The organism is Kineosporia mesophila, assembly GCF_021129235.1.
GTDB classification, from domain to species: Bacteria; Actinomycetota; Actinomycetes; order Actinomycetales; family Kineosporiaceae; genus Kineosporia; species Kineosporia mesophila.
This window is the reverse complement of record NZ_JAJOMA010000013.1, coordinates 150,957-169,633: the sequence shown is the minus strand read 5'-3', so window position 1 is coordinate 169,633 and position 18,677 is coordinate 150,957. Positions and strand designations below refer to the sequence as shown.

General features: G+C 67.9%; 18 protein-coding genes. 7 read left to right on the top strand and 11 right to left on the bottom strand.

Annotated elements, in window-relative coordinates; translation table 11 throughout:
* Positions 1-7: 7 nt before the first annotated feature.
* The 6 genes from LR393_RS19625 to LR393_RS19600 all read right to left on the bottom strand — a co-directional run bounded on the left by LR393_RS19625 (position 8) and on the right by LR393_RS19600 (position 7,631).
* Entirely contained in the window at positions 8-1,048 is a 1,041-nt protein-coding gene (locus LR393_RS19625; protein WP_231485431.1) for an ABC transporter ATP-binding protein, read from the bottom strand.
* An 8-nt stretch (positions 1,049-1,056) separates the two neighbouring features.
* On the bottom strand, positions 1,057-2,004 hold the full coding sequence (locus LR393_RS19620; RefSeq protein WP_231485429.1) for an ABC transporter permease: 948 nt from the start codon (positions 2,002-2,004) through the stop codon (positions 1,057-1,059).
* Positions 1,997-2,923 carry an ABC transporter permease gene (locus LR393_RS19615; RefSeq protein ID WP_269327519.1) on the bottom strand — a complete coding sequence of 309 codons (927 nt, stop codon included), beginning with the start codon at positions 2,921-2,923 and terminating at the stop codon, positions 1,997-1,999. Before LR393_RS19615 ends, LR393_RS19620 begins: the two co-directional genes overlap by 8 nt.
* A gap of 175 nt (positions 2,924-3,098) precedes the next feature.
* The gene (locus tag LR393_RS19610; RefSeq protein WP_231485426.1) at positions 3,099-4,745 is read right to left on the bottom strand and encodes a peptide ABC transporter substrate-binding protein; all 1,647 of its coding nucleotides are present in this window, start codon (positions 4,743-4,745) and stop codon (positions 3,099-3,101) included.
* A 509-nt stretch (positions 4,746-5,254) separates the two neighbouring features.
* Positions 5,255-7,144, bottom strand: coding sequence for a translational GTPase TypA (typA, locus tag LR393_RS19605; protein ID WP_231485425.1), 1,890 nt, complete (start codon positions 7,142-7,144; stop codon positions 5,255-5,257).
* A 49-nt stretch (positions 7,145-7,193) separates the two neighbouring features.
* Entirely contained in the window at positions 7,194-7,631 is a 438-nt protein-coding gene (locus LR393_RS19600; RefSeq protein ID WP_231485423.1) for a (deoxy)nucleoside triphosphate pyrophosphohydrolase, read from the bottom strand.
* A gap of 99 nt (positions 7,632-7,730) precedes the next feature.
* Here LR393_RS19600 and LR393_RS19595 point away from each other — a divergent pair, with 99 nt between their 5' ends.
* Positions 7,731-8,381, top strand: coding sequence for a 4a-hydroxytetrahydrobiopterin dehydratase (locus LR393_RS19595; RefSeq protein ID WP_231485422.1), 651 nt, complete (start codon positions 7,731-7,733; stop codon positions 8,379-8,381).
* Here the strand turns inward: LR393_RS19595 and LR393_RS19590 are convergent, their stop codons facing one another.
* Positions 8,382-10,136, bottom strand: coding sequence for an ABC transporter family substrate-binding protein (locus tag LR393_RS19590; protein ID WP_231485421.1), 1,755 nt, complete (start codon positions 10,134-10,136; stop codon positions 8,382-8,384). It abuts the gene before it with no gap.
* 243 nt (positions 10,137-10,379) lie between these two features.
* On the opposite strand from LR393_RS19590, the gene LR393_RS19585 reads away from it, so the two are divergent.
* Positions 10,380-10,613, top strand: a complete 234-nt coding sequence (locus tag LR393_RS19585) for a hypothetical protein (protein ID WP_231485420.1) — start codon at positions 10,380-10,382, stop codon at positions 10,611-10,613.
* Positions 10,614-11,819, top strand: coding sequence for a cysteine desulfurase-like protein (locus LR393_RS19580; protein ID WP_231485419.1), 1,206 nt, complete (start codon positions 10,614-10,616; stop codon positions 11,817-11,819).
* A gap of 15 nt (positions 11,820-11,834) precedes the next feature.
* On the opposite strand, the gene LR393_RS19575 is transcribed toward LR393_RS19580, so the two are convergent.
* On the bottom strand, positions 11,835-12,503 hold the full coding sequence (locus LR393_RS19575; protein WP_231485418.1) for a TetR/AcrR family transcriptional regulator: 669 nt from the start codon (positions 12,501-12,503) through the stop codon (positions 11,835-11,837).
* 189 nt (positions 12,504-12,692) lie between these two features.
* Here LR393_RS19575 and LR393_RS19570 point away from each other — a divergent pair, with 189 nt between their 5' ends.
* The gene (locus LR393_RS19570) at positions 12,693-14,201 is read left to right on the top strand and encodes an MFS transporter (RefSeq protein ID WP_231485417.1); all 1,509 of its coding nucleotides are present in this window, start codon (positions 12,693-12,695) and stop codon (positions 14,199-14,201) included.
* A gap of 326 nt (positions 14,202-14,527) precedes the next feature.
* Positions 14,528-15,112 (top strand): DinB family protein, encoded by a 585-nt coding sequence (locus LR393_RS19565; RefSeq protein ID WP_231485416.1) that lies wholly within the window; start codon positions 14,528-14,530, stop codon positions 15,110-15,112.
* A gap of 68 nt (positions 15,113-15,180) precedes the next feature.
* On the opposite strand, the gene LR393_RS19560 is transcribed toward LR393_RS19565, so the two are convergent.
* Positions 15,181-15,774, bottom strand: a complete 594-nt coding sequence (locus tag LR393_RS19560) for a TetR/AcrR family transcriptional regulator (RefSeq protein WP_231485415.1) — start codon at positions 15,772-15,774, stop codon at positions 15,181-15,183.
* A gap of 129 nt (positions 15,775-15,903) precedes the next feature.
* Here LR393_RS19560 and LR393_RS19555 point away from each other — a divergent pair, with 129 nt between their 5' ends.
* On the top strand, positions 15,904-16,659 hold the full coding sequence (locus LR393_RS19555; RefSeq protein WP_231485414.1) for an SDR family NAD(P)-dependent oxidoreductase: 756 nt from the start codon (positions 15,904-15,906) through the stop codon (positions 16,657-16,659).
* Positions 16,660-16,787: 128 nt separating this feature from the next.
* On the top strand, positions 16,788-17,897 hold the full coding sequence (locus LR393_RS19550) for a glycoside hydrolase family protein (protein ID WP_231485413.1): 1,110 nt from the start codon (positions 16,788-16,790) through the stop codon (positions 17,895-17,897).
* Between the two features lie 71 nt (positions 17,898-17,968).
* Here the strand turns inward: LR393_RS19550 and LR393_RS19545 are convergent, their stop codons facing one another.
* A complete protein-coding gene (locus LR393_RS19545; RefSeq protein WP_231485412.1) occupies positions 17,969-18,310 on the bottom strand; it encodes a hypothetical protein in 342 nt (113 codons plus the stop codon).
* A gap of 43 nt (positions 18,311-18,353) precedes the next feature.
* The gene (locus tag LR393_RS19540) at positions 18,354-18,665 is read right to left on the bottom strand and encodes a hypothetical protein (RefSeq protein WP_231485411.1); all 312 of its coding nucleotides are present in this window, start codon (positions 18,663-18,665) and stop codon (positions 18,354-18,356) included.
* Positions 18,666-18,677: the final 12 nt, after the last annotated feature.

Sequence of the window (18,677 nt, the reverse complement as noted above, 5' to 3'; positions counted from 1 at the left end):
CGGGGTCTCAGTGGATGCCATGAGAGACAACCTCCTCGGCGAAGTGGCAAGCGGCGTAACGGATTCCGTCGAGCTGAACGGCCGGCGGGGGCGGGTCCTGGCGGCAGATGTCCTCCGCGCGCGGGCAGCGCGGGGCGAACGGGCAGCCGGCCGGGATGTTCAGCAGGCTCGGCGGCAGGCCGGGGATGGCGTACAGCCGGTCGCCGGCCCCGGTGAGCCGCGGCATCGACTCCATCAGGCCCACCGTGTACGGGTGGGCCGGGTTGGCGAAGACGTCGACGGCGGGCCCGTGCTCCACGGTGCGCCCGGCGTACATCACGCTGATCACGTCGGCGGTCTCGGCCACCACGCCGAGGTCGTGCGTGATCAGGATCAGGCCGCTACCGGTCTCCCGGCGCATCTCCGCGAGCAGCTCCATGATCTGCGCCTGCACGGTGACGTCCAGGGCGGTCGTGGGCTCGTCCGCGATGATGATGTCGGGGTCCAGCGCGATCGCCATCGCGATCATGATGCGCTGGCGCATACCGCCGGAGAACTGGTGCGGGTAGTCGCCGACGCGCGCGGCGGCGCCCGGGATCCGCACCCGGTCCATCATCTCGATGGCCTTCTTCTTCGAGTCCTTGCGGGAGAGCCCGCGGTGGACCTGGAAGAGCTCACCGATCTGCTCGCCGACCGTGTAGACCGGGTTCAGCGCGGAGAGGGCGTCCTGGAACACCATCGCGATGCGCTGGCCGCGGTACAGCCGGCGCTCCTTCTCCGGCATGGTCAGCAGGTCCTTGCCGCGGAACTCGATGGTCCCGGACGTGATCTCGGCCGGCGGCATGTCGAGGATGCCCATGATCGCCTTGGCCGACACCGACTTGCCGGAGCCCGACTCACCCAGGATGGCGAGGGTCTGACCCCGGGCCAGGTCGAGATCGACCTTGTTGACCGCCTGGGCCGAGCCCTCCCGGGTGCGGAACACGACGCTCAGGTCGCGAACGCGAAGCAGCGGCTGGTTCTCGTCGACCTCGGGTTTGCCGAGTTCTTCGGTCTTCTTGCTGAACATCCGCCCGCTCACATCGTCTTCGGGTCGAGAGCCTCACGCACGACATCGCCGAGCGCGATGAAGGCGAGCACGGTCAGGGACAGGAACAGCGCCGGGAACAGCAGCATGTGCGGCGTGCTGCGGATGTACGGCGCGGCGTCGTTGATCGCGATACCCCACGAGATCACCGGCGGCTGGAGACCGATACCGAGGAACGACAGGGTCGCCTCGGCCCCGATGTAGCCACCCAGGCTGATCGTGGTGATGACGATGACCGGCGCGGCCGCGTTCGGGATGATGTGCTTGCGGATCATCCAGCTCTGGCTGGCGCCCAGAGCCCGTGAGGCGGCCACGAAGTCGGACTGCTTGACCTGGATCACCGCGGATCGCGCCACCCGGGCCGTGGACGGCCAGGAGAGCACCGAGATGGCCAGGGCCACCTTGGCGATGTTCAGGAAGTCGCTGCCGGGCGGCGTCGGGATCGAGCTGAGGATGATGATGCTGCCCAGCAGGATCGGGATACCGATGAAGATGTCGGTGACCCGCGAGAGCAGGATGTCGACCCAGCCGCCGTAGAAACCGGCGTAGACGCCGATGCCGGCCCCGACGATCATCGCCATCAGGGTGGAGAGCGAGCCGACGATGATCGACGCGCGGGCGCCGTACATGGTGCGGGCGTAGACGTCGCAGCCCTGCACGTCGTAACCGAACCAGGCCGAGCCACTGGGCTCCTGCCGGGCCCGCATGGCCTGGCAGTCACGCGGGTCGGCATGGGCGAACAGGCCCGGCCAGGCGGCCATCACCAGGAAGATCGCGATCAGCACCAGCGAGCCCCAGAAAACCCAGGAACCGCGCAGAGTCTCCCAGGCGTCACCGGCCAGGGTGCGGGACTTGCCGGCCTCGGTGACGGAGGAGGTGGGGGTACCCGGCGCGCCCTCGATGGTCTCCAGGGCGGCGACGGAGTCGGGTTCACTCATAACGGATCCTTGGGTCGAGCCGGGCGTACAGCAGGTCCACGAGCAGGTTCACGAGCAGAATGATGAGCACGACGAGCGTGGTCACACTGACGACCGTGGCGTTCTCGCGAATACGCATGGCGTGGTAAAGCAGACCGCCGATGCCCTGGATGTTGAACACGCCTTCGGTGACGATCGCACCGCCGAGCAGAGCGCCGACGTCCGCGCCGATGTAGGTGAGCACGGGGATCAGCGAGTTCCGCACCACGTGCTTACGCAGGACCATGCCGCGGGGCAGCCCCTTGGCGATCGCGGTGCGCACGTGGTCGGCCTGCAGGGTCTCGAGCAGGCTGGCCCGGGTCAGGCGCAGCACGTAGGCCAGCGACAGCGAGGCCAGCACGAAGCCCGGAAGTATCAGGTCGCCCCAGGGCGCACCCGATCCGACCGTCACGCTGAACAGACCCAGCTTCACGCCCAGCAGGTACTGCAGCACGAAACCGATGACGAACGACGGAAAAGAAATGGCGACAAGGCTCGTGAAGAGGAAGAATCCATCGAGGTAACCGCCGCGGCGCAACGCCGCGAGGATGCCTATCCCGATACCCAGGACGAGCTCGAAGGTGATCGCGACCACGGTGAGCTTGACGGTGATCGGGAAGGCCTTCTCGGTCGCCTCGAGCACGGTCTGACCGTTCGACGTGGTGCCGAAGTCACCCTTGGCCATGTTCCCGAGGAAGTACGCGTACTGAACCGGGAGCGGCTTGTCGAGATGGAGCCGTTCCGTCTCGGCCGCGACGAACGCGTCCGAGCAGGGGCGCTGGCCACATCTGCTGGCGAACGGGTCACCGGGGATGGCCCAGGCCATCGTGTAGATGAGGAACGTGGTGCCCAGGAGCACCGGAATCATCATCAGCAGGCGTCTAACGACGTAACGCCCCATGGCTTTCGCCTACCCTTCATGGGTTTCGCCCGCTGATCGGCCGGCCCCGCGTCGTGCTGATGCGGGACCGGCCGATCGTGTGTGTAGCGGTACTGCGTCTGTCCTAGAGCGCCGCCCCGCCCGTGCTGGGGCGGGACGGCACCGAGGTAATGCTGCTCCTACCGACGAGCGGTTGTCAGGAGGTAGCGGTAACGCTGGTGAGGTCCAGCGTGCTCTTCGGCGTGACCTTCACGTTGCCCAGCCGCTCGGACCACACGGACTGCTGCGCCTGGTACCAGAGCGGGATGACCGCCATGTCCTCGGACAGCAGCGCCTCGGCGGCCTGGTAGTCGGCGTAGGACTCTTCGCCCTCGGCCGCGTTGGCCTTCTTGATCAGCGCGTCGAAGTTCTTGTTGCTCCAGTGGCCGTCGTTGGAACCCGCGCCGGTGGCGTACAGCGGCTCCAGGAAGTTCTGGATGTGCGGGTAGTCCATCTGCCAGCCGGACCGGAACATGTTGTCCATCTTGCTGGCGTTCACGTCGGCGCGCAGGGTCGCGAAGTCGACGTAGCTCTTGGCGTTGCACTCAACGTCGAGAGCGTTCTTGATGCTGTTGCAGATGGCCTCGGCGGCTTCCTTGTTGCCCTGGCCGTCCGAGTTGTAGCTGAAGGAGAAGGGACCCTTGAAGTTGGACTTCGCCAGGTACTCCTTGGCCTTCGCCGGGTCGTAGGTGCAGAACTCGCCACACGCGCCGGCCTTGTAGCCGTCCACGATCGGGGAGACCCAGCCGGTGGCCGGGGTCCGGCCGCCGTTGAACACCGACTTGGTGATGGTGTCCCGGTCGATCGCCAGGGACAGCGCCTTGCCGACGTTCGGGTCGTCCTTGAAGTTCTTGCTGTACTGCGGCAGCGTCGCGGTCTGGATGACGCCGACGGCCTTGTTCACGAAGTGGTCGGGGCGGTCCGTCTGGTACTGGTTGTCGACCAGAGCAGCAGCCGGAACCTGGTTCATGAAGTCCAGGTTGCCCGCGAGGACGTCGGAGTAACCGGCCGAGTCGGAAGTGTAGGTCTTGTAGATCGCTTCCTTGATCTTCGGCTTGTCCTCGCCCTTGTAGCCCGACCAGGCCGTCAGGGTGAAGCCCGAGTCGCCGTCACCGGCGGTGACCTGGAACGGGCCGTTGGCGATCGGCTTCTTGCCGTACGCCTCCGGGTCGTCGAAGAACGCCTGCGGCAGCGGGTAGAACGCCGTGTAACCGACCATGGTCGGGAAGAACGACTGGGCGCTGGCGAGCTTGACCGTGAACTCGGTGTCGCTGACCTTCTTCAGGCCGGACAGTTCCTTGACCTTCGGCGTGGGGGCCTTCTTCGGGCCGTCCTCGTCCGGGTCGGCCGGGTTCATGGCCTCGTAGCCGTCGAACGACGCGAAGAAGTAGTTGTTCAGCGCGGCGTTGGGACCGTAGGCGGTCCAGTTCCAGGCGTTGATGAAGCTGTCGGCGTCGACCGGGGTGCCGTCCTGGAAGGTCTGGTCGGCCTTCAGCTTGACGTCCCACGTCTTGTTGTCGCTCGACTCGATGGACTCGGCCATCGACATCTCCGGAGCGGCGGTGTCGGGGTCGTAGTCCACGAGGCCGCGGAAGACGGCGTCGAGGATGTTGCCGCCGCCGACCTCGTTCGTGTTACCCGGGATGAGCGGGTTCTCCGGCTTGGTGCTGTAGAGCGTGATCGAGGCGTTGCTGTCGGCACTGCCCCCATCCGACCCGCTGTCGCTGTCGCTGCTGCACGCGGTCAGGGCCATGGCCCCCGCCGCGAACATAGCGCCAGCAGCAATCAGCCTTCGCTGCTTCACTCGTCGTTCTCCTTAGGTTTCCGACATCACGGCGTCGAGCCGGCGCTCGTGAGTACTCGCGCCTGCACTCTTGGTACCGGATTCGGGGCACGATAGGCGTTCACAGCTGATTACGATCCGGACAAGGATGCTTCACGATCAGCCGCTCCGCACGATGAAACCACGTTCGAAAACCCGCTCCGACCGGACGATCTTCTGCCCCGTCGCTATCGGTCGCCCGCCCGACTACCGACTGTTCCGAATCGCCAAGGAGCGGCCACGGGTCGGTCTCGATCGGGACACGATGTAGCCCCGCACTACCGCTTAACCGGCGAAACGGACAAGCAAACATCGTCCCGTGAGCTTGAACACACCAAGACCAACGGGCCGCACTAATTTACCTGCTGGACACAAACCTTGCACATCGAGAAGCCCCGCCCTCCGAAATTGATACGGAAAGCGGGGCTGCACCGAAAATTTCACACCAGCCCTCAAGCCCTTCTCAGGGCTCGAGGGCGTACCCGTACGGGTCAGCCGCGCTTGGCGCGGGCCGTGGACCGGCCTCGGGCGACCTGGTCCAGGACCACCTTGCGGATGCGCACGGCGTCCGGCGTCACCTCGACACACTCGTCGTCGCGGCAGAACTCCAGGCACTGCTCCAGGGAGAGCTTGCGCGGCGGCACCAGACGCTCGAAGTTGTCCGAGGTGGACTGCCGCATGTTGGTGAGCTTCTTCTCCTTGGTGATGTTCACGTCCATGTCGTCGGACCGTGAGTTCTCACCGACGATCATGCCCTCGTAGACCGGTGCGGTCGGCTCCACGAACAGGGTGCCGCGCTCCTGCAGGTTGGTGATCGCGAACCCGGTCACCACCCCGGCCCGGTCGGCCACCAGCGAGCCGGAGGGACGGGTGCGCAGCTCGCCCACCCAGGGCTCGTAACCCTCGAAGGTGGCGTGCGAGATGCCGGTACCCCGGGTGTCGGTGAGGAACTCGGTGCGGAAGCCGATGAGGCCGCGCGAGGGCACCGCCCACTCCATCCGGATCCAGCCGGTGCCGTGGTTCGACATGTGCTCCATCCGGCCCGCCCGGACCGCCAGGAGCTGGGTGATCGCACCCATGTACTCCTCGGGGGCGTCGATGGTCAGGCGCTCGAACGGCTCGTGGACCTTGCCGTCGATCTCCTTGGTGACCACCTGGGGCTTGCCCACGGTCAGCTCGAACATCTCCCGGCGCATGGTCTCCACCAGGATGGCCAGCGCCAGCTCACCGCGGCCCTGCACCTCCCAGGTGTCGGGACGCTCGGTGTTCAGCACCCGCATCGAGACGTTACCGATCAGCTCCCGGTCCAGCCGGTCCTTGATCAGGCGGGCGGTGACCTTGGTGCCCTTCACCGTGCGGCCGGCCAGCGGCGAGGAGTTCGCGCCGATGGTCATCGAGATGGCCGGCTCGTCCACCGTGATCAGCGGCAGCGGGATCGGGTTCTCCGCGTCGGCCAGGGTCTCGCCGATGGTGATCTCCGGGATACCGGCGATGGCGACGATGTCACCGGGGCCGGCCTCCTCCGCGGGCTCGCGGGTGAGCGCCTTGGTGATCATCAGCTCGGTGATCTTCACCCGGCTGATCGAGCCGTCGTGCTTGCACCAGGCCACCTGCTGGCCCTTGCGCAGCGTGCCGTTGTGCACCCGGCACAGGGCGAGACGACCGAGGAACGGCGAGGCGTCCAGGTTCGTCACGTGCGCCTGGAGCGGCATCTTGTCGTCGTAGGACGGCGCCGGCACGGTGTCCAGCAGCACCTGGAACAGCGGCTCCAGGTTCTCCGAGTCGGGCAGCTCGCCGTTCTCGGGACGCTTCAGCGAGGCGCGCCCGGCCCGGCCCGAGGCGTAGATGATCGGGAAGTTCAGCGCGGCGTCGGGGTCGAGACCGGTGCCGTCGAGCAGGTCCATGAACAGCTCGTAGGTCTCGTCGACGACCTCGGAGATCCGCGCGTCCGGACGGTCGGTCTTGTTGACGACCAGGATCACCGGCATCTTGGCCTGGAGGGCCTTGCGCAGCACGAACCGGGTCTGCGGCAGGGGGCCCTCGGAGGCGTCGACCAGCAGGGCGATGGCGTCGACCATGCTCAGGCCGCGCTCCACCTCGCCACCGAAGTCCGCGTGACCGGGGGTGTCGATGATGTTGAAGGTGACCCCACCGTCAGGTGCTCCTGGCCCCGAATACCGCACCGCGGTGTTCTTGGCGAGGATGGTGATGCCCTTCTCGCGCTCCAGGTCGTTGGAGTCCATCGCCCGGTCGTCCACGTGCGCGTGGTCGCCGAAAGAGCCGGTCTGCCAGAGCATGGCATCGACGAGCGTGGTCTTTCCGTGGTCGACGTGGGCGACAATGGCGACATTGCGCAGGTCGTCACGGGTCTGCGTAGGCATGCTGGACCGATCCGGTTGTGGGGTGGGGACGATTGATGTTACCCGCGCCTCAGGGAGCCTGACGCTCCTCCGCCAGGGCGGTGAGCGCAGCCACGATCGGCATGTCAGCCGGTAGCCAGTTCACCTCGCCCCATCGGCCCAGCGGCAGATGACGCAGTTCGTCGTGCGCCTCGATCGGCGCCGACTCACCTTCGGTCACCCGCACCAGCCAGACGCGCATGCGATGCGACGGCGGGAGATCCCAGCCCAGACCGTTCGGGGCCACCAGCTCCTCGCCGACCTCGATTTTAACCCCCAGTTCCTCGTGCAGCTCACGGTGCAGGGCCTGGAGGGGCTCTTCGCCGGGGTCGACCTTGCCTCCGGGCAGCTCCCAGCCGCCGGCCAGGTGCGGGGGTTCGGTGCGGCGCGCGGCCAGCAGAACGGTGGGCCGCGCCAGGTCGTCGACCACGGCTCCGCCGACCACCATCGTGGGCATTTTCTCGGTCACAGTCCGCGATCATCCCAAGTCCGGACGGTTCCCGCACCACGCGGGTGCGCCGGGAGAGTGAACCGGCCGGTAATCCGGCCCAGGTCCTACCCTTGGGTCATGCCTGAGCTGCTGACGATGCAGGAACTGGACACGGCCCTGGTGGGACTGCCCGCCGTCCACAAGTCCGGTACCTCCCTGCTGCGCGTCCGCGTGCGGGCCCCCGGATTCCCCCAGGCGGTCGATCTGGTGTCCCGGGTCGCGACGAGCGCCCAGGAGATGAACCACCACCCCGACATCGACGTGCGCTTCGACAAGGTCACGTTCACCCTCAGCACCCACAGTTCCGGCGGGGTCACCGCGCTCGACGTCGAACTCGCGCAGCGCATCATGCTGCACGCCGACGCGGTCGGGGCCCGGGTGCTGCCCCCGGCCGCCCGGGTCGAACTGGCCATCGACACCCTCGACGCCGACGCCATCCGCCCGTTCTGGCGGGCCGGGCTGGGCTACGTGGAGCGCCGCGGCGACGAGGGCATCGAGCTGCACAACCCCGACGAGGTCGGCCCGGTGGTGTGGTTCCAGCCGATGGTGCAGCCGCGCCCCGACCGCAATCGCATCCACTTCGACGTCTACGTGGCGTTCGACGAGGCCCCCCAGCGGGTCGCCGACGTGGTGGACGCCGGTGGCCGGCTGGTCACCGACGAGTTCGCCCCCGACTGGTGGGTGCTCGCCGACGCCGACGGCAACGAGCTGTGTGTCTGTACCCAGTGACTACGAGGACGTCCAGGTGTTGACGTTGTAGGTGACGCCGGACCAGCTCGGATTGTCCTGCACGCCCTGCACCTTGGTGTCGGTGGCGAGCAGGGCCGGGAAGGCGAAGATGGGCACGTCGACCAGGTCGTGCCACAGCGCCGTGTCCAGCTGCTTGAGCAGGTCCCGCTGGCGGCCCTCGTCCAGTTCCCCGGCCAGGTCGGCGTAGAGCCCGTCGACCTTCTTGCTGCTGTACCCGAGGCGGTTCTCCGCGCCCTTGGACGTGTAGACGGCCGACGACTGGGTGACCGAGGCCGAGTCGGTGGCGCTGTACAGGGCCACGTCGAAGTTGCCCCGCACCAGCTCGGACGACAGGAAGGTGTAGCTGCCCGCGTCCACGACCTTGAAGCCGGCCTTGCCACACGACTTCTTGATCAGCTTCACCTCGTTCTCGCGGCGCAGGTCGGGCGCCAGGTAGGCGATCTCGACCCGGGTGCCGACCTTCTTCTCCTTCTCCAGGATCTTGCGGGCCCCGGCGACGTCCGCCTTCGCGTAGTCCTGCCCGCCGGTCTGCGCGAACTCGGGGTAGTCCTTCTGGAACGGCAGCCGGAACCGGGAGTGCAGCACCTGCGCGCGGGGGTTCAGCGGCTTGATCAGCTCGTCGACGATCTGCTGACGCGGAAGGCATTTCGTGAACGCCTCACGCAGGGCGCGGGACGAGAAGGGGCCGTCGAAGTTGTAGTCGGCGTGCTCCCAGGCCGCCGAGTCGTGGCTGGACACCTTCACCGCCCCCTTCGCGGCCGAGAGTGTCTTCAGGATCTTCTCGGTCGGGGTCGGGTGGATCACCTGCACCGTGCCGTCGACCAGGGCCTGCGCCTGGTCCTGGGCGTGCACCAGCCGGAACACGATGGTCCGGGCGGCCGGCACCGCGCCCCACCACTTCGGGTTCGGCTCCAGCGTCAGCGCCTTGCCCGGCTTCCACGAGGCCACCTGGTAGGGGCCGGAGCTCGGGGAGATCGCCGTCTCGTACTTCCCCGGCTCGAACAGCCAGCCGGTGTTGTAGAACCGGCCGAGCTTCCGCATCGTGGCGTTCTTCCCGCCCTTCACCGCGGAGATCACGTCCTTGACACCGGACCGCTTCTCGACGATGTGGGCGGGCAGGATGGTCGACGGCCCGAAGAACGTCTTCCAGTCGGCGTACGGGTGCTCGAACGTCATGGTGAACGTGCGGTCGCCGTCGGCGCACTTCGGCATCGAGGCCCGCGCCCAGGCGCCCGGGGTGAGCGAGGAGAACGCCGTCAGCCTGGCCTTGGTGTACTGGTCGACCTCACCGGTGGGCCAGCGCCCGACGTTGGCGGCCCAGGCGAGCACCGCGTCGTCACAGTCGATCGGCTCGCCGTCCGACCAGACCGCGGCGTCGGCGAACGTGTACTTCACGGTCTGCGGGTCGGTGCCGGTGAGCTCGAAGGTGCCGAACTCGGTGTCGGGCACCACGTCGCCCTCCGGCCCGTAGGACCAGAACCCACGCAGCACCTGATTCAGCACGGCGGCGTTCGCGGGGTTGGCCTGGTCGGCGGTGTTGTTGTTGTAGGAGGAGAACTCCGAGGGGGTGGCGTAGGTCAGCTCGATCGGCGCCGTGGAGGGGGTGGGCGACGGCGTGGTGGGCCCGCCGTCGGGCTCGGGGTTGCTGCCCCCGCCGCCGGAGCAGGCGGCCAGCGCCAGCGCGGCGCCGGCCAGGACGGCGATCAGGGTTCTCGGCTGCCGTGAGCGGCTCAAGCGAGGGTCCTTTCCTGAGCGGCGATCACCGGCCTTCCAGCCGTTCTGTCCAATAAATCCGCCAGCGACCGATTTATCAAGAGTAACGACGGTGCGTTACCCAGGTGTGACGCACCGCTCCCCCGACCGTAGTCCTGCGGCCCGGTCGGGCGCCGGGGCTTCGATCCGGGTATTTTTGAACGGATGATCACCCCAGCTCGTTGAGGTAGCTGGACGGGCTTCGACCGGGCGGGAGGCGGCACGATGGGCAAGAAGTGGCATGCGCACACCGTCCATCACGTCACCGAGCGCTGCCCGGTCCACAGCAAGAACATCTATCCGAGCTCCGCCGTCGCCGGCATCGCCGCGAAGAACGTCGAGCGCAAGGAAGGCCTGGAGTCGGGCGCGATGGACACCTTCTACTGCGAGGAGTCCAAGGGCTGGCACATCGGCCACCGCTCGATCCGGGCCCGCATCGAGCGAAAGTGGTCCATCTGAATGCTTGACGTCGACGTTCTCCGCTCCCACTTCCCCGCCCTGGCCGAGGGGGCGGCCCACTTCGACGGGGCCGGCGGCACACAGACCGCCGACGTGGTCGGTGACGCCATCCGCGTCACCCTGCTGTCCGACATCTCCAACCGGAACACCGTCACGGCCGCCGAGCGCCGTGCCGAAGAGGTGGTCACCCGGGCCCGGGGCGCCCTGGCCGACCTGCTGGAGGCCGATCCGGGCGGCGTGGTGTTCGGGCGCAGCATGACCCAGCTGACCTTCGACTTCTCCCGCACCCTGGCCAAGACCTGGCGGCCGGGTGACGAGGTGGTGCTCAGCCGTCTCGACCACGACGCGAACGTGCGGCCCTGGGTGATCGCGGCGCAGGCCGCGGGCGTCACCGTGCGCTGGATCGACTTCGACCCGGCCACCGGTGAACTCACCCTCGACCACGTGCGCGAGCAGCTCTCGGAGAAGACCCGCCTGGTCGCCCTGACCGGTGCGTCCAACCTGATCGGCACCCGGCCCGCCCTGCGGCCGATCGCCGATCTGGTGCACTCGACCACCGGCGCGCTGTTCTACGTCGACGCCGTGCACCTGGCCGCCCACGCCCCGGTGTCGCTGCCCGGGCTCGGCGCGGACTTCCTGGCCTGCTCGCCGTACAAGTTCTTCGGCCCGCACTGCGGCGTGGTCGCGGCCGCGCCGGAACTGCTGGCCGAGCTGCACCCCGACAAGCTGCTGCCCTCCAGCGACTCGGTGCCCGAGCGGTTCGAGCTGGGCACGCTGCCCTACGAGCTGATGGCCGGGGTCACGGCCGCGATCGACTTCATCGCCGGCCTGGCCCCGGACGCCTCCGGGCACCGCCGCGACCGGCTCGTCGCCGCGATGAACGCGACGGCGGCCCACGAAGACGCGCTGCGGGCGAAGATCGAGGCCGGGCTGAACGAGATCGGCGGCATCACCGTGTGGTCGCGGGCGGGCAGGCGCACCCCCACCCTGCTGCTGACCTTCGAGGAGCACGAGGCCGCGGACGCGTACCCGTTCCTCGCCGACCGCGGCGTCAACGTCCCGGCCGGTTCCTTCTATGCGTACGAACCGGCCCGGCACCTCGGACTGGGCGCGGCCGGCGGCCTCCGCATCAGCCTGACCGCGTACAACAACGACGACGACGTGAACCGTCTGCTGGCCGGGATCCGCGAGTTCGTCAGTCGCTGAGCCGGCGGCGACTACCTAGCGTCTACTGGTCGAGACGTGGGCGCAGCGCATGACCTCGAGGAAACCGTCGGTGTCGAGCTCCGCCGCCGGTAGCCGGTCACGTTCGGGGCAGGCCCGCAGACCTTCCAGGACGATCTCGAGCGGTCGCCGCCAGAGGTCGGGCTGCACCGCCCGGCAGCCGTCCATCACCGGGCCGAGCATCAGCGGGATCATGCCCAGGTCGTAGGTGGTGACCTCGGGGCGCACGACCCCGGCCTCGCGGGCCCGGGCCACGATCCGGTCGAGCATCGGTATCAGGTCGGCCCGGCAGGCCGACATGGCGTCGCTGGTGACGTTGTGCATCAGGAACTCTTTGAGCCCCCGGTTGCCGGCCTGGAGCTCCAGCGACTGGGTGACGAAGCAGACGAGCCCCTGCCACGGGTCCGGGTTCTCGAGAGCCGCCCGGGCGATCCGCATCACCTGGTCCATCTCGTCCACGAACAGGGCCTCGAGCAGCGAGTCCTTGTCGGGGAAGCGCCGGTAGACCGTGCCCACGGCGACATCGGCCGCCTCGGCGAGCTGGTCGTGACTGACCCCCAGCCCGTGCTGGGCGACCAGGATGCGCGCAGCCTGGAGGATCCGCTGGCGGTTGCGCTCGGCATCTTTCCGCAGCGGCCGGCAGATCTGCGTCCGCTCTACGACCACGAGGCCCAGTGTACGCGGGACCGCCCATTCAGGCGAGATAAGTGGAGAGTTCATTTCTAAGTTGACAGAGCTCTCCACTTCCGGGGTAAGGTCTCTGTGTTCTCAAAGTTGAGATCTCTCTCCACTTATTCCGCGCGGCTGGCGAGCCCGCCTGCGGAACACAGACTTTCTCCCCAGAACAGGACCCTCATGGCGTCTGTAGAAAGCGTCGACCGCGCGCCCTCTCAGGGCAGCGCACTCGACGGCGAACCGGATCCCCGCAGATGGTGGGCCCTCGGGATCATCGCCATCGCCCAGCTGATGGTCGTGCTCGACGCGTCCATCGTCAACATCGCCCTGCCCTCGGCCCAGGCCGACCTCGCCATCAGTGACGCCAACCGCCAGTGGGTCGTCACCGCGTACACGCTGGCCTTCGGTGGCCTGCTGCTGCTCGGTGGCCGCATCGCCGACTACACCGGCCGTAAGCGGATCTTCCTGATCGGCCTGATCGGCTTCGCGGTCGCCTCGGCCCTCGGTGGCGCCGCGACCAACGACGTGATGCTGTTCGGCGCCCGCGCCCTCCAGGGTGTCTTCGCCGCTCTCCTTGCCCCGGCTGCACTTTCGCTGCTTCAGGTGAGCTTCACCGACGCCAAGGAGCGCGCTCGCGCGTTCGGTGTCTACGGTGCGATCTCCGGTGGTGGCGCCGCGATCGGCCTGATCCTCGGCGGCGTGCTCACCGAGTACGTGAGCTGGCGCTGGTGCCTCTTCGTCAACGTGCCGATCGCCGTGCTCGCCGCGCTCGCCGCCGTGAGCGTGGTGCGCGAGAGCAAGGCCCACGGTGACACCCGGTACGACGTTCCCGGTGCGGTGCTGGTCAGCGGTGGCCTCGCCTCGCTGGTCTACGGCTTCACCCAGGCCGCCGAGGCCAAGGACGGCTGGACCGACACGAGCACGATCACCTGGCTCGTCGTCGCGGCCGTGCTGCTCGTCGGCTTCGTGATCTGGGAGACGCGCACCCACCACCCGCTGCTGCCGCTGCGCGTCGTGCTCGACCGCAACCGGGGCGCCGCCTACGCGTCGTCACTGCTCATCGGCGCCGGCCTGTTCGCGATGTTCCTGTTCCTGGCGTACTACTTCCAGCAGAACCTGGGCTACAGCGCGGTCAAGTCAGGCTTCGCGTTCCTGCCCTTCAGCGCCGGCATCATCGTGTCCGCCACTGTGGCCAGCAGCCTGATGCCGAAGGTCAACCCGCGGGTCCTGCTAGTGGTCGGCGGCGTGCTGGCCACGGCCGGTCTGGCGCTGCTCACCCGCATCGACCTCGACAGCAGCTGGCTCACGCTGATCCTGCCCGCCGAGGTGCTGCTCAGCCTGGGTATGGGCCTGTTCTTCGTGGTCTCGGCCAGCCTTGCGCTGACCAAGGTCGAGGAGCACGACGCCGGTGTTGCCAGCGCCATGCTGAACACCAGCCAGCAGATCGGTGGCGCCCTCGGTACCGCGCTCCTGAACACGCTTTTCGCGAGCGCCGTGACGAGCTGGATGACCGACAACGCCGGTTCGGGCAATGTGCAGCAGCTGGCCAGTGAGGCCGCTATCCACGGCTACCACGTGGCGTTCTGGGTCGGCGCGGCCTTCATCGCGACGGCAACGATCATCACGCTGCTCATGGTCAACGCGCGCAGCAACGAACTCAGCAATGAGGGCGCGGTGCACGTCGGCTAGGCAGAACTGAATTGAGGACGCCGGTGAGCTCCCCTTCGGGGGGCCACCGGCGTCCTCAATTGTGCCTGTCGACCTCCGCGACAAAACTCAGCAGGGCATCAGCGAGCAGACCGGTCACCGCCGCCGGCAGCGCGTGGCCCAGGCCGGGAATCGTGACCGGTCGCGCCCTTGCGATGGTCTCGGCGATGGGTGCGGCGTCCCGAACCCCGTTTGGTCCGGCGTGACCTGCACCCGATGCTCCAGGCCCCGCCCGCCAGTAACGACGGGTGAGGATGGCCCGCGTAGATACTCCAGCTGCCGAGCGCCTCGCCTGCCACGATGGCGGCATGACAGGGGACACGAAGAGCCAGTTGCGCGAATATCTGCAGGAGACCCGGGACGCCCTGCTGTGGAAGCTGGAGGGCCTGTCGGAGTGCGACCTCCGGCGCCCCCTGGTACCGACCGGCACGAATCTGCTGGGACTTCTCAAACACGTGGCCATGGTGGAAGCCGGTTACTTCGGCAGCGTTTTCGGGCGGCCGTTCGCCGACGAGCCGTTCGCCTGCCTGGCCGAGGACGCCGAGCCCGACGCCGACCTGTACGCCACGGCCGACGAGACGCCGGACCAGATCCGGGACCTCTACCGCCGGGTCCAGGCCCATTCGGACGCCACCATCGAGGCCCTCGATCTCGACGCGACCGGCACCGTGCCCTGGTGGCGGCCCGGGAGCACGACCGTCACCCTGCACCGGATCCTGATCCACATGATCTACGAGACCGGCCGGCACGCGGGCCAGGCCGACATCGTGCGCGAGCTCATCGACGGCTCGGCCGGGCGCCTGCCGGGCAAGACCAACCTGCCCGACGTCACCGCCGCGGAACGGGCGGCCCGGCGGGACCGGATCGAGCAGATCGCCCGCAGCTTCGCCTGACCTTCACTGCTTGAGGACGACGATCAGCTCGGCCGGGGCTGTTCGTCGTCCTCAATCTCTGGTTCTTCTCAGTTCTTGGCCACACCGCTCAGCGGCCACCACTGCGGAAGCATCTGCACATAGATCCGCATGAAGTCGTCGATGCCGAGCTCGGGGCGTTCCAGCCAGCCCGCGATCGCGCCGACCGTGCCGTCGGCCACCAGCCGGGCGGCGATGTCGGCGGCCACCTCGTCGGGGATACCGCTGACCGGTACCTCGACGCGCACGCGGGCGAGCGTCAGCAGCAGCTGGCTCGACTGCAGGAAGTGCGAGCCCAGCATCGAGCGCAGACCGACCTCCGACGTGTACGCGAGGTCACGCCGGTAGATGTGGATGTTCTGCTCGATATGCCTCATCACGCCGACCGTCACCTCGGTCACCACCTCACCCAGGTCCCGGCCGGTCTCGTCCAGTAGGCCCTGACGCAGCTCGTCGAGGTCGGCCAGCAGGGCCTGACGCAGCAGCTCGTCCGGTGAGGAGGCGTGCTCGTAGAACGTCGATCGGTGGACGCCCGCCTCCCTGGCCAGCTCGGACACGCTGACCTGAGTGACGGGGCGCTCCTGAGCCAACCGGAGCACGGCCTGGTGCAACCGCTCGCGGCTCCGGCGTTGCCGTGCGTCCATTCGTGAACCCTCCCGGGAATGTCTATCCGACAGTCGTCGGTTAACTTGATGTCAACACAACACATTGCAAGGGGCGAACGAACTCCCCGGACCGGCCGCTCGTCCCCTTGCCTGAGGACGGAGAACATCATGGCCACTTACGACGTAGCGGGCCGTTCGGCAATCGTCACGGGTGCCGGTTCCGGCATCGGGCGGGCCATCGCCCTTCTGCTGGCGGCCAACGGCGCCGCTGTCATCGTGTCGGACATCAGCGCCGAGCACGCCGACCTGGTGACGAAGGAGATCGAGGCCGCCGGTGGCGTGGCCCAGGCCTTCGTCGGTGACGTCAGCGATGTCGCCTCGCACTCGGCGATGGTCGACGCCGCGAACGCCCTGGCCCCCCTGAAGATCGCCGTGAACAACGCCGGCATCGGCGCCCCGCCCGCCCCGATCGCCGAGTACGACATCGAGAAGTGGAAGAAGGTCGTCGAGGTCAACCTCAACGCCGTCTTCTACGGCCTGCACGCCCAGATCCCGGCGATGATCTCGAACGGCGGCGGCTCGATCGTCAACATGGCCTCGGTGCTGGGATCGGTCGGCATCGCGAACAACTCGGCGTACGTCACCACCAAGCACGGTCTCCTCGGCCTGACCAAGAACGCCGCTCTGGAGCACTCTCCGCAGGGTGTCCGGGTCAACGCCGTCGGTCCCGGCTTCATCCACACCCCGCTGGTGGACGCCACTCTCGACGCCGACGCCCAGAAGTTCCTGGCCGACCAGCACGCCCTGGGCCGGCTGGGCACGTCGGACGAGGTCGCCGCACTGGTCGCCTTCCTGGCCTCCGACGCAGCGAGCTTCATCACCGGCAGCTATCACCTCGTCGACGGCGGATACTCGGCGCACTGAGCACATTCTGCACGACCGGGGAACCCCTGGCTCACCAGTCGGGCCTTCCCCGGTCGCAGAACTGTTCAGGTCACCGTTAGGTCTTTTGCCTCACCGGGCTTGGCGCGAACCCTCCTACGCTTCCCGACGTGACTCGCCGGAACCAACGCCTCGTCGGAATCATCGCCGCCATCGCCCTGGTCATGGGCGGGTTCGGCTACCTCGGACTGCGTTCGCGCTCGTCGGGCGCGAACGCCGCCCAGACCTCGCTGGTCGCGGCCGACCTACCGCAGGCCGCCGCCACGCCCACCTCGTCCGCCCGCACGGCCACTTCCACCGCATCCGCAGATGCGCTCAAGAAGAAGGCCGCGGCCGCCCGGAAGCGCGCGAAGGCGTTGCGGGACCGGATCGCGAAGGCCCGCAAGGCCGCCGCGACCAAGACGCCCACCGCGGCGCCGACCCCGACTCCCACGAAGAGCACGGGGTCGGGCTCGGGGTCGGGCACCGACACGGTCGGCTCCGTGAAGAAGGGGGCCGCTCTCTGGAAGCAGGACGGCATCACCGCCTCGCTGAAAGACTCCGGCGTCAGCTGGTTCTACAACTGGTCACCCGAACCGCAGGGCGTGAGTGCCCCCGCCGGCGTCGACTTCGTCCCGATGATCTGGGGCGCCGACTCCGTCACCAGCGCCAACCTGGCCACCGCCCAGAAGAACGGCAACACCCTGCTCGGCTTCAACGAGCCCGACCTGGGTGAGCAGTCGAACATGACGGTGGACAAGGCCCTCGAACTCTGGCCGCAGCTGGAAGCCACCGGTATGCGTCTCGGCAGCCCGGCCGTCGCCTGGGGTGCCGACCAGGACGGGCAGTGGCTCGACAAGTTCATGGCCGGCGCCAGGACCAAGGGCTACGACGTCGACTTCATCACGCTGCACTGGTACGGCTCGGACTTCAGCAGCGCGAACGCCACCGCCCAGCTGAAGTCGTACATCGAGGCCGTGCACCAGAAGTACGGCAAGCCGATCTGGCTGACCGAGTACTCGCTGATGAACTTCGCCGCCGGGGCCCAGAAATTCCCCTCGGCCACGAACCAGGCCGAGTTCGTGACGTCGTCGACGACGATGCTCGAGACCCTGAGCTATGTCGAGCACTACTCCTGGTTCGCCTTCCCGACCTCCACCAACGGCCAGGACGAGACCGGCCTGTACCGGCCGGACGGCTCCGTCACCAAGCCCGGCGAGGCCTACCGCGCGGCCGGCTGACCTCGACCGACCTCCTGGCCCGGCCGTCGAAGCCTCCCTTGAAGGGCTTCGACGGCCGGTTGTCGTTGGGTTCAGAAGGTCTGCACGAGCTCGATCAGCCCCACGATGTTGTCGTTGAACTCCTCGAGCTCCTCTGCCGGAATCCAGTATTCGAGAATCGTCCGGCCTCCCACCTGATGCACCGGAAACCGTTCCAGGTACGCGCGGCGGACCTCGAACCGGGTCACGTGCCCGACGCCGGACGCCGGCACGTTCCAGTCCCGGGCGATCCGCACGGCGTAGTCCTCGTTGAGCACCGGGTAGAAGATGGGCTGGTCCGGCAGGCGTGGGGGCCAGCGCTTCCAGCCGCTTTCCCGCACCAGCTCGAGCTCGGCCGGGCCGGTCAGCCGCCAGAGCGTCACCGTGGTGTTCATATCCACAGACGTTACGTACTCGGCCGCAGGACCTTCCACCGGATTACGGCGCGTCCTCGGGGTGGAGGTAGCTCTCCACAAATGGGTCGACGCGAGGTGGCAGCGGGATCGGTCTCAGCGGGGTGAGGTCTTCCGGGCAGTGGATACGGCCGGGCTCACCCATGACACCGTAGTAGTTGAACGTCGCCCGATAGCAGGCATCCATGGCATCCACCTGCCCGAACCAACCCTCCGACGCGTCGGAATGCATGTGGAAGACCAGCTCTGCCATCGGATTCGTTCGGGCGCCCGCCTTCAGGTCTTCAGCTCTCACCACCGCTATCCCGCCCGAACGACCGGCCCGGGTGTCGAGCACCGCGTTGAGAAG

What these genes read in the sequence shown, in the direction of transcription:
- typA (WP_231485425.1), bottom strand. Translation starts at nt 7,144, where the DNA reads ATGCCTACGCAGACCCGTGACGACCTGCGCAATGTCGCCATTGTCGCC.
- LR393_RS19560 (WP_231485415.1), bottom strand. Translation starts at nt 15,774, where the DNA reads ATGGACGCACGGCAACGCCGGAGCCGCGAGCGGTTGCACCAGGCCGTG.
- LR393_RS19585 (WP_231485420.1), top strand. Translation starts at nt 10,380, where the DNA reads ATGGGCAAGAAGTGGCATGCGCACACCGTCCATCACGTCACCGAGCGC.
- LR393_RS19615 (WP_269327519.1), bottom strand. Translation starts at nt 2,923, where the DNA reads ATGGGGCGTTACGTCGTTAGACGCCTGCTGATGATGATTCCGGTGCTC.
- LR393_RS19565 (WP_231485416.1), top strand. Translation starts at nt 14,528, where the DNA reads ATGACAGGGGACACGAAGAGCCAGTTGCGCGAATATCTGCAGGAGACC.
- LR393_RS19545 (WP_231485412.1), bottom strand. Translation starts at nt 18,310, where the DNA reads ATGAACACCACGGTGACGCTCTGGCGGCTGACCGGCCCGGCCGAGCTC.
- LR393_RS19580 (WP_231485419.1), top strand. Translation starts at nt 10,614, where the DNA reads ATGCTTGACGTCGACGTTCTCCGCTCCCACTTCCCCGCCCTGGCCGAG.
- LR393_RS19625 (WP_231485431.1), bottom strand. Translation starts at nt 1,048, where the DNA reads ATGTTCAGCAAGAAGACCGAAGAACTCGGCAAACCCGAGGTCGACGAG.
- LR393_RS19595 (WP_231485422.1), top strand. Translation starts at nt 7,731, where the DNA reads ATGCCTGAGCTGCTGACGATGCAGGAACTGGACACGGCCCTGGTGGGA.
- LR393_RS19555 (WP_231485414.1), top strand. Translation starts at nt 15,904, where the DNA reads ATGGCCACTTACGACGTAGCGGGCCGTTCGGCAATCGTCACGGGTGCC.
- LR393_RS19570 (WP_231485417.1), top strand. Translation starts at nt 12,693, where the DNA reads ATGGCGTCTGTAGAAAGCGTCGACCGCGCGCCCTCTCAGGGCAGCGCA.
- LR393_RS19620 (WP_231485429.1), bottom strand. Translation starts at nt 2,004, where the DNA reads ATGAGTGAACCCGACTCCGTCGCCGCCCTGGAGACCATCGAGGGCGCG.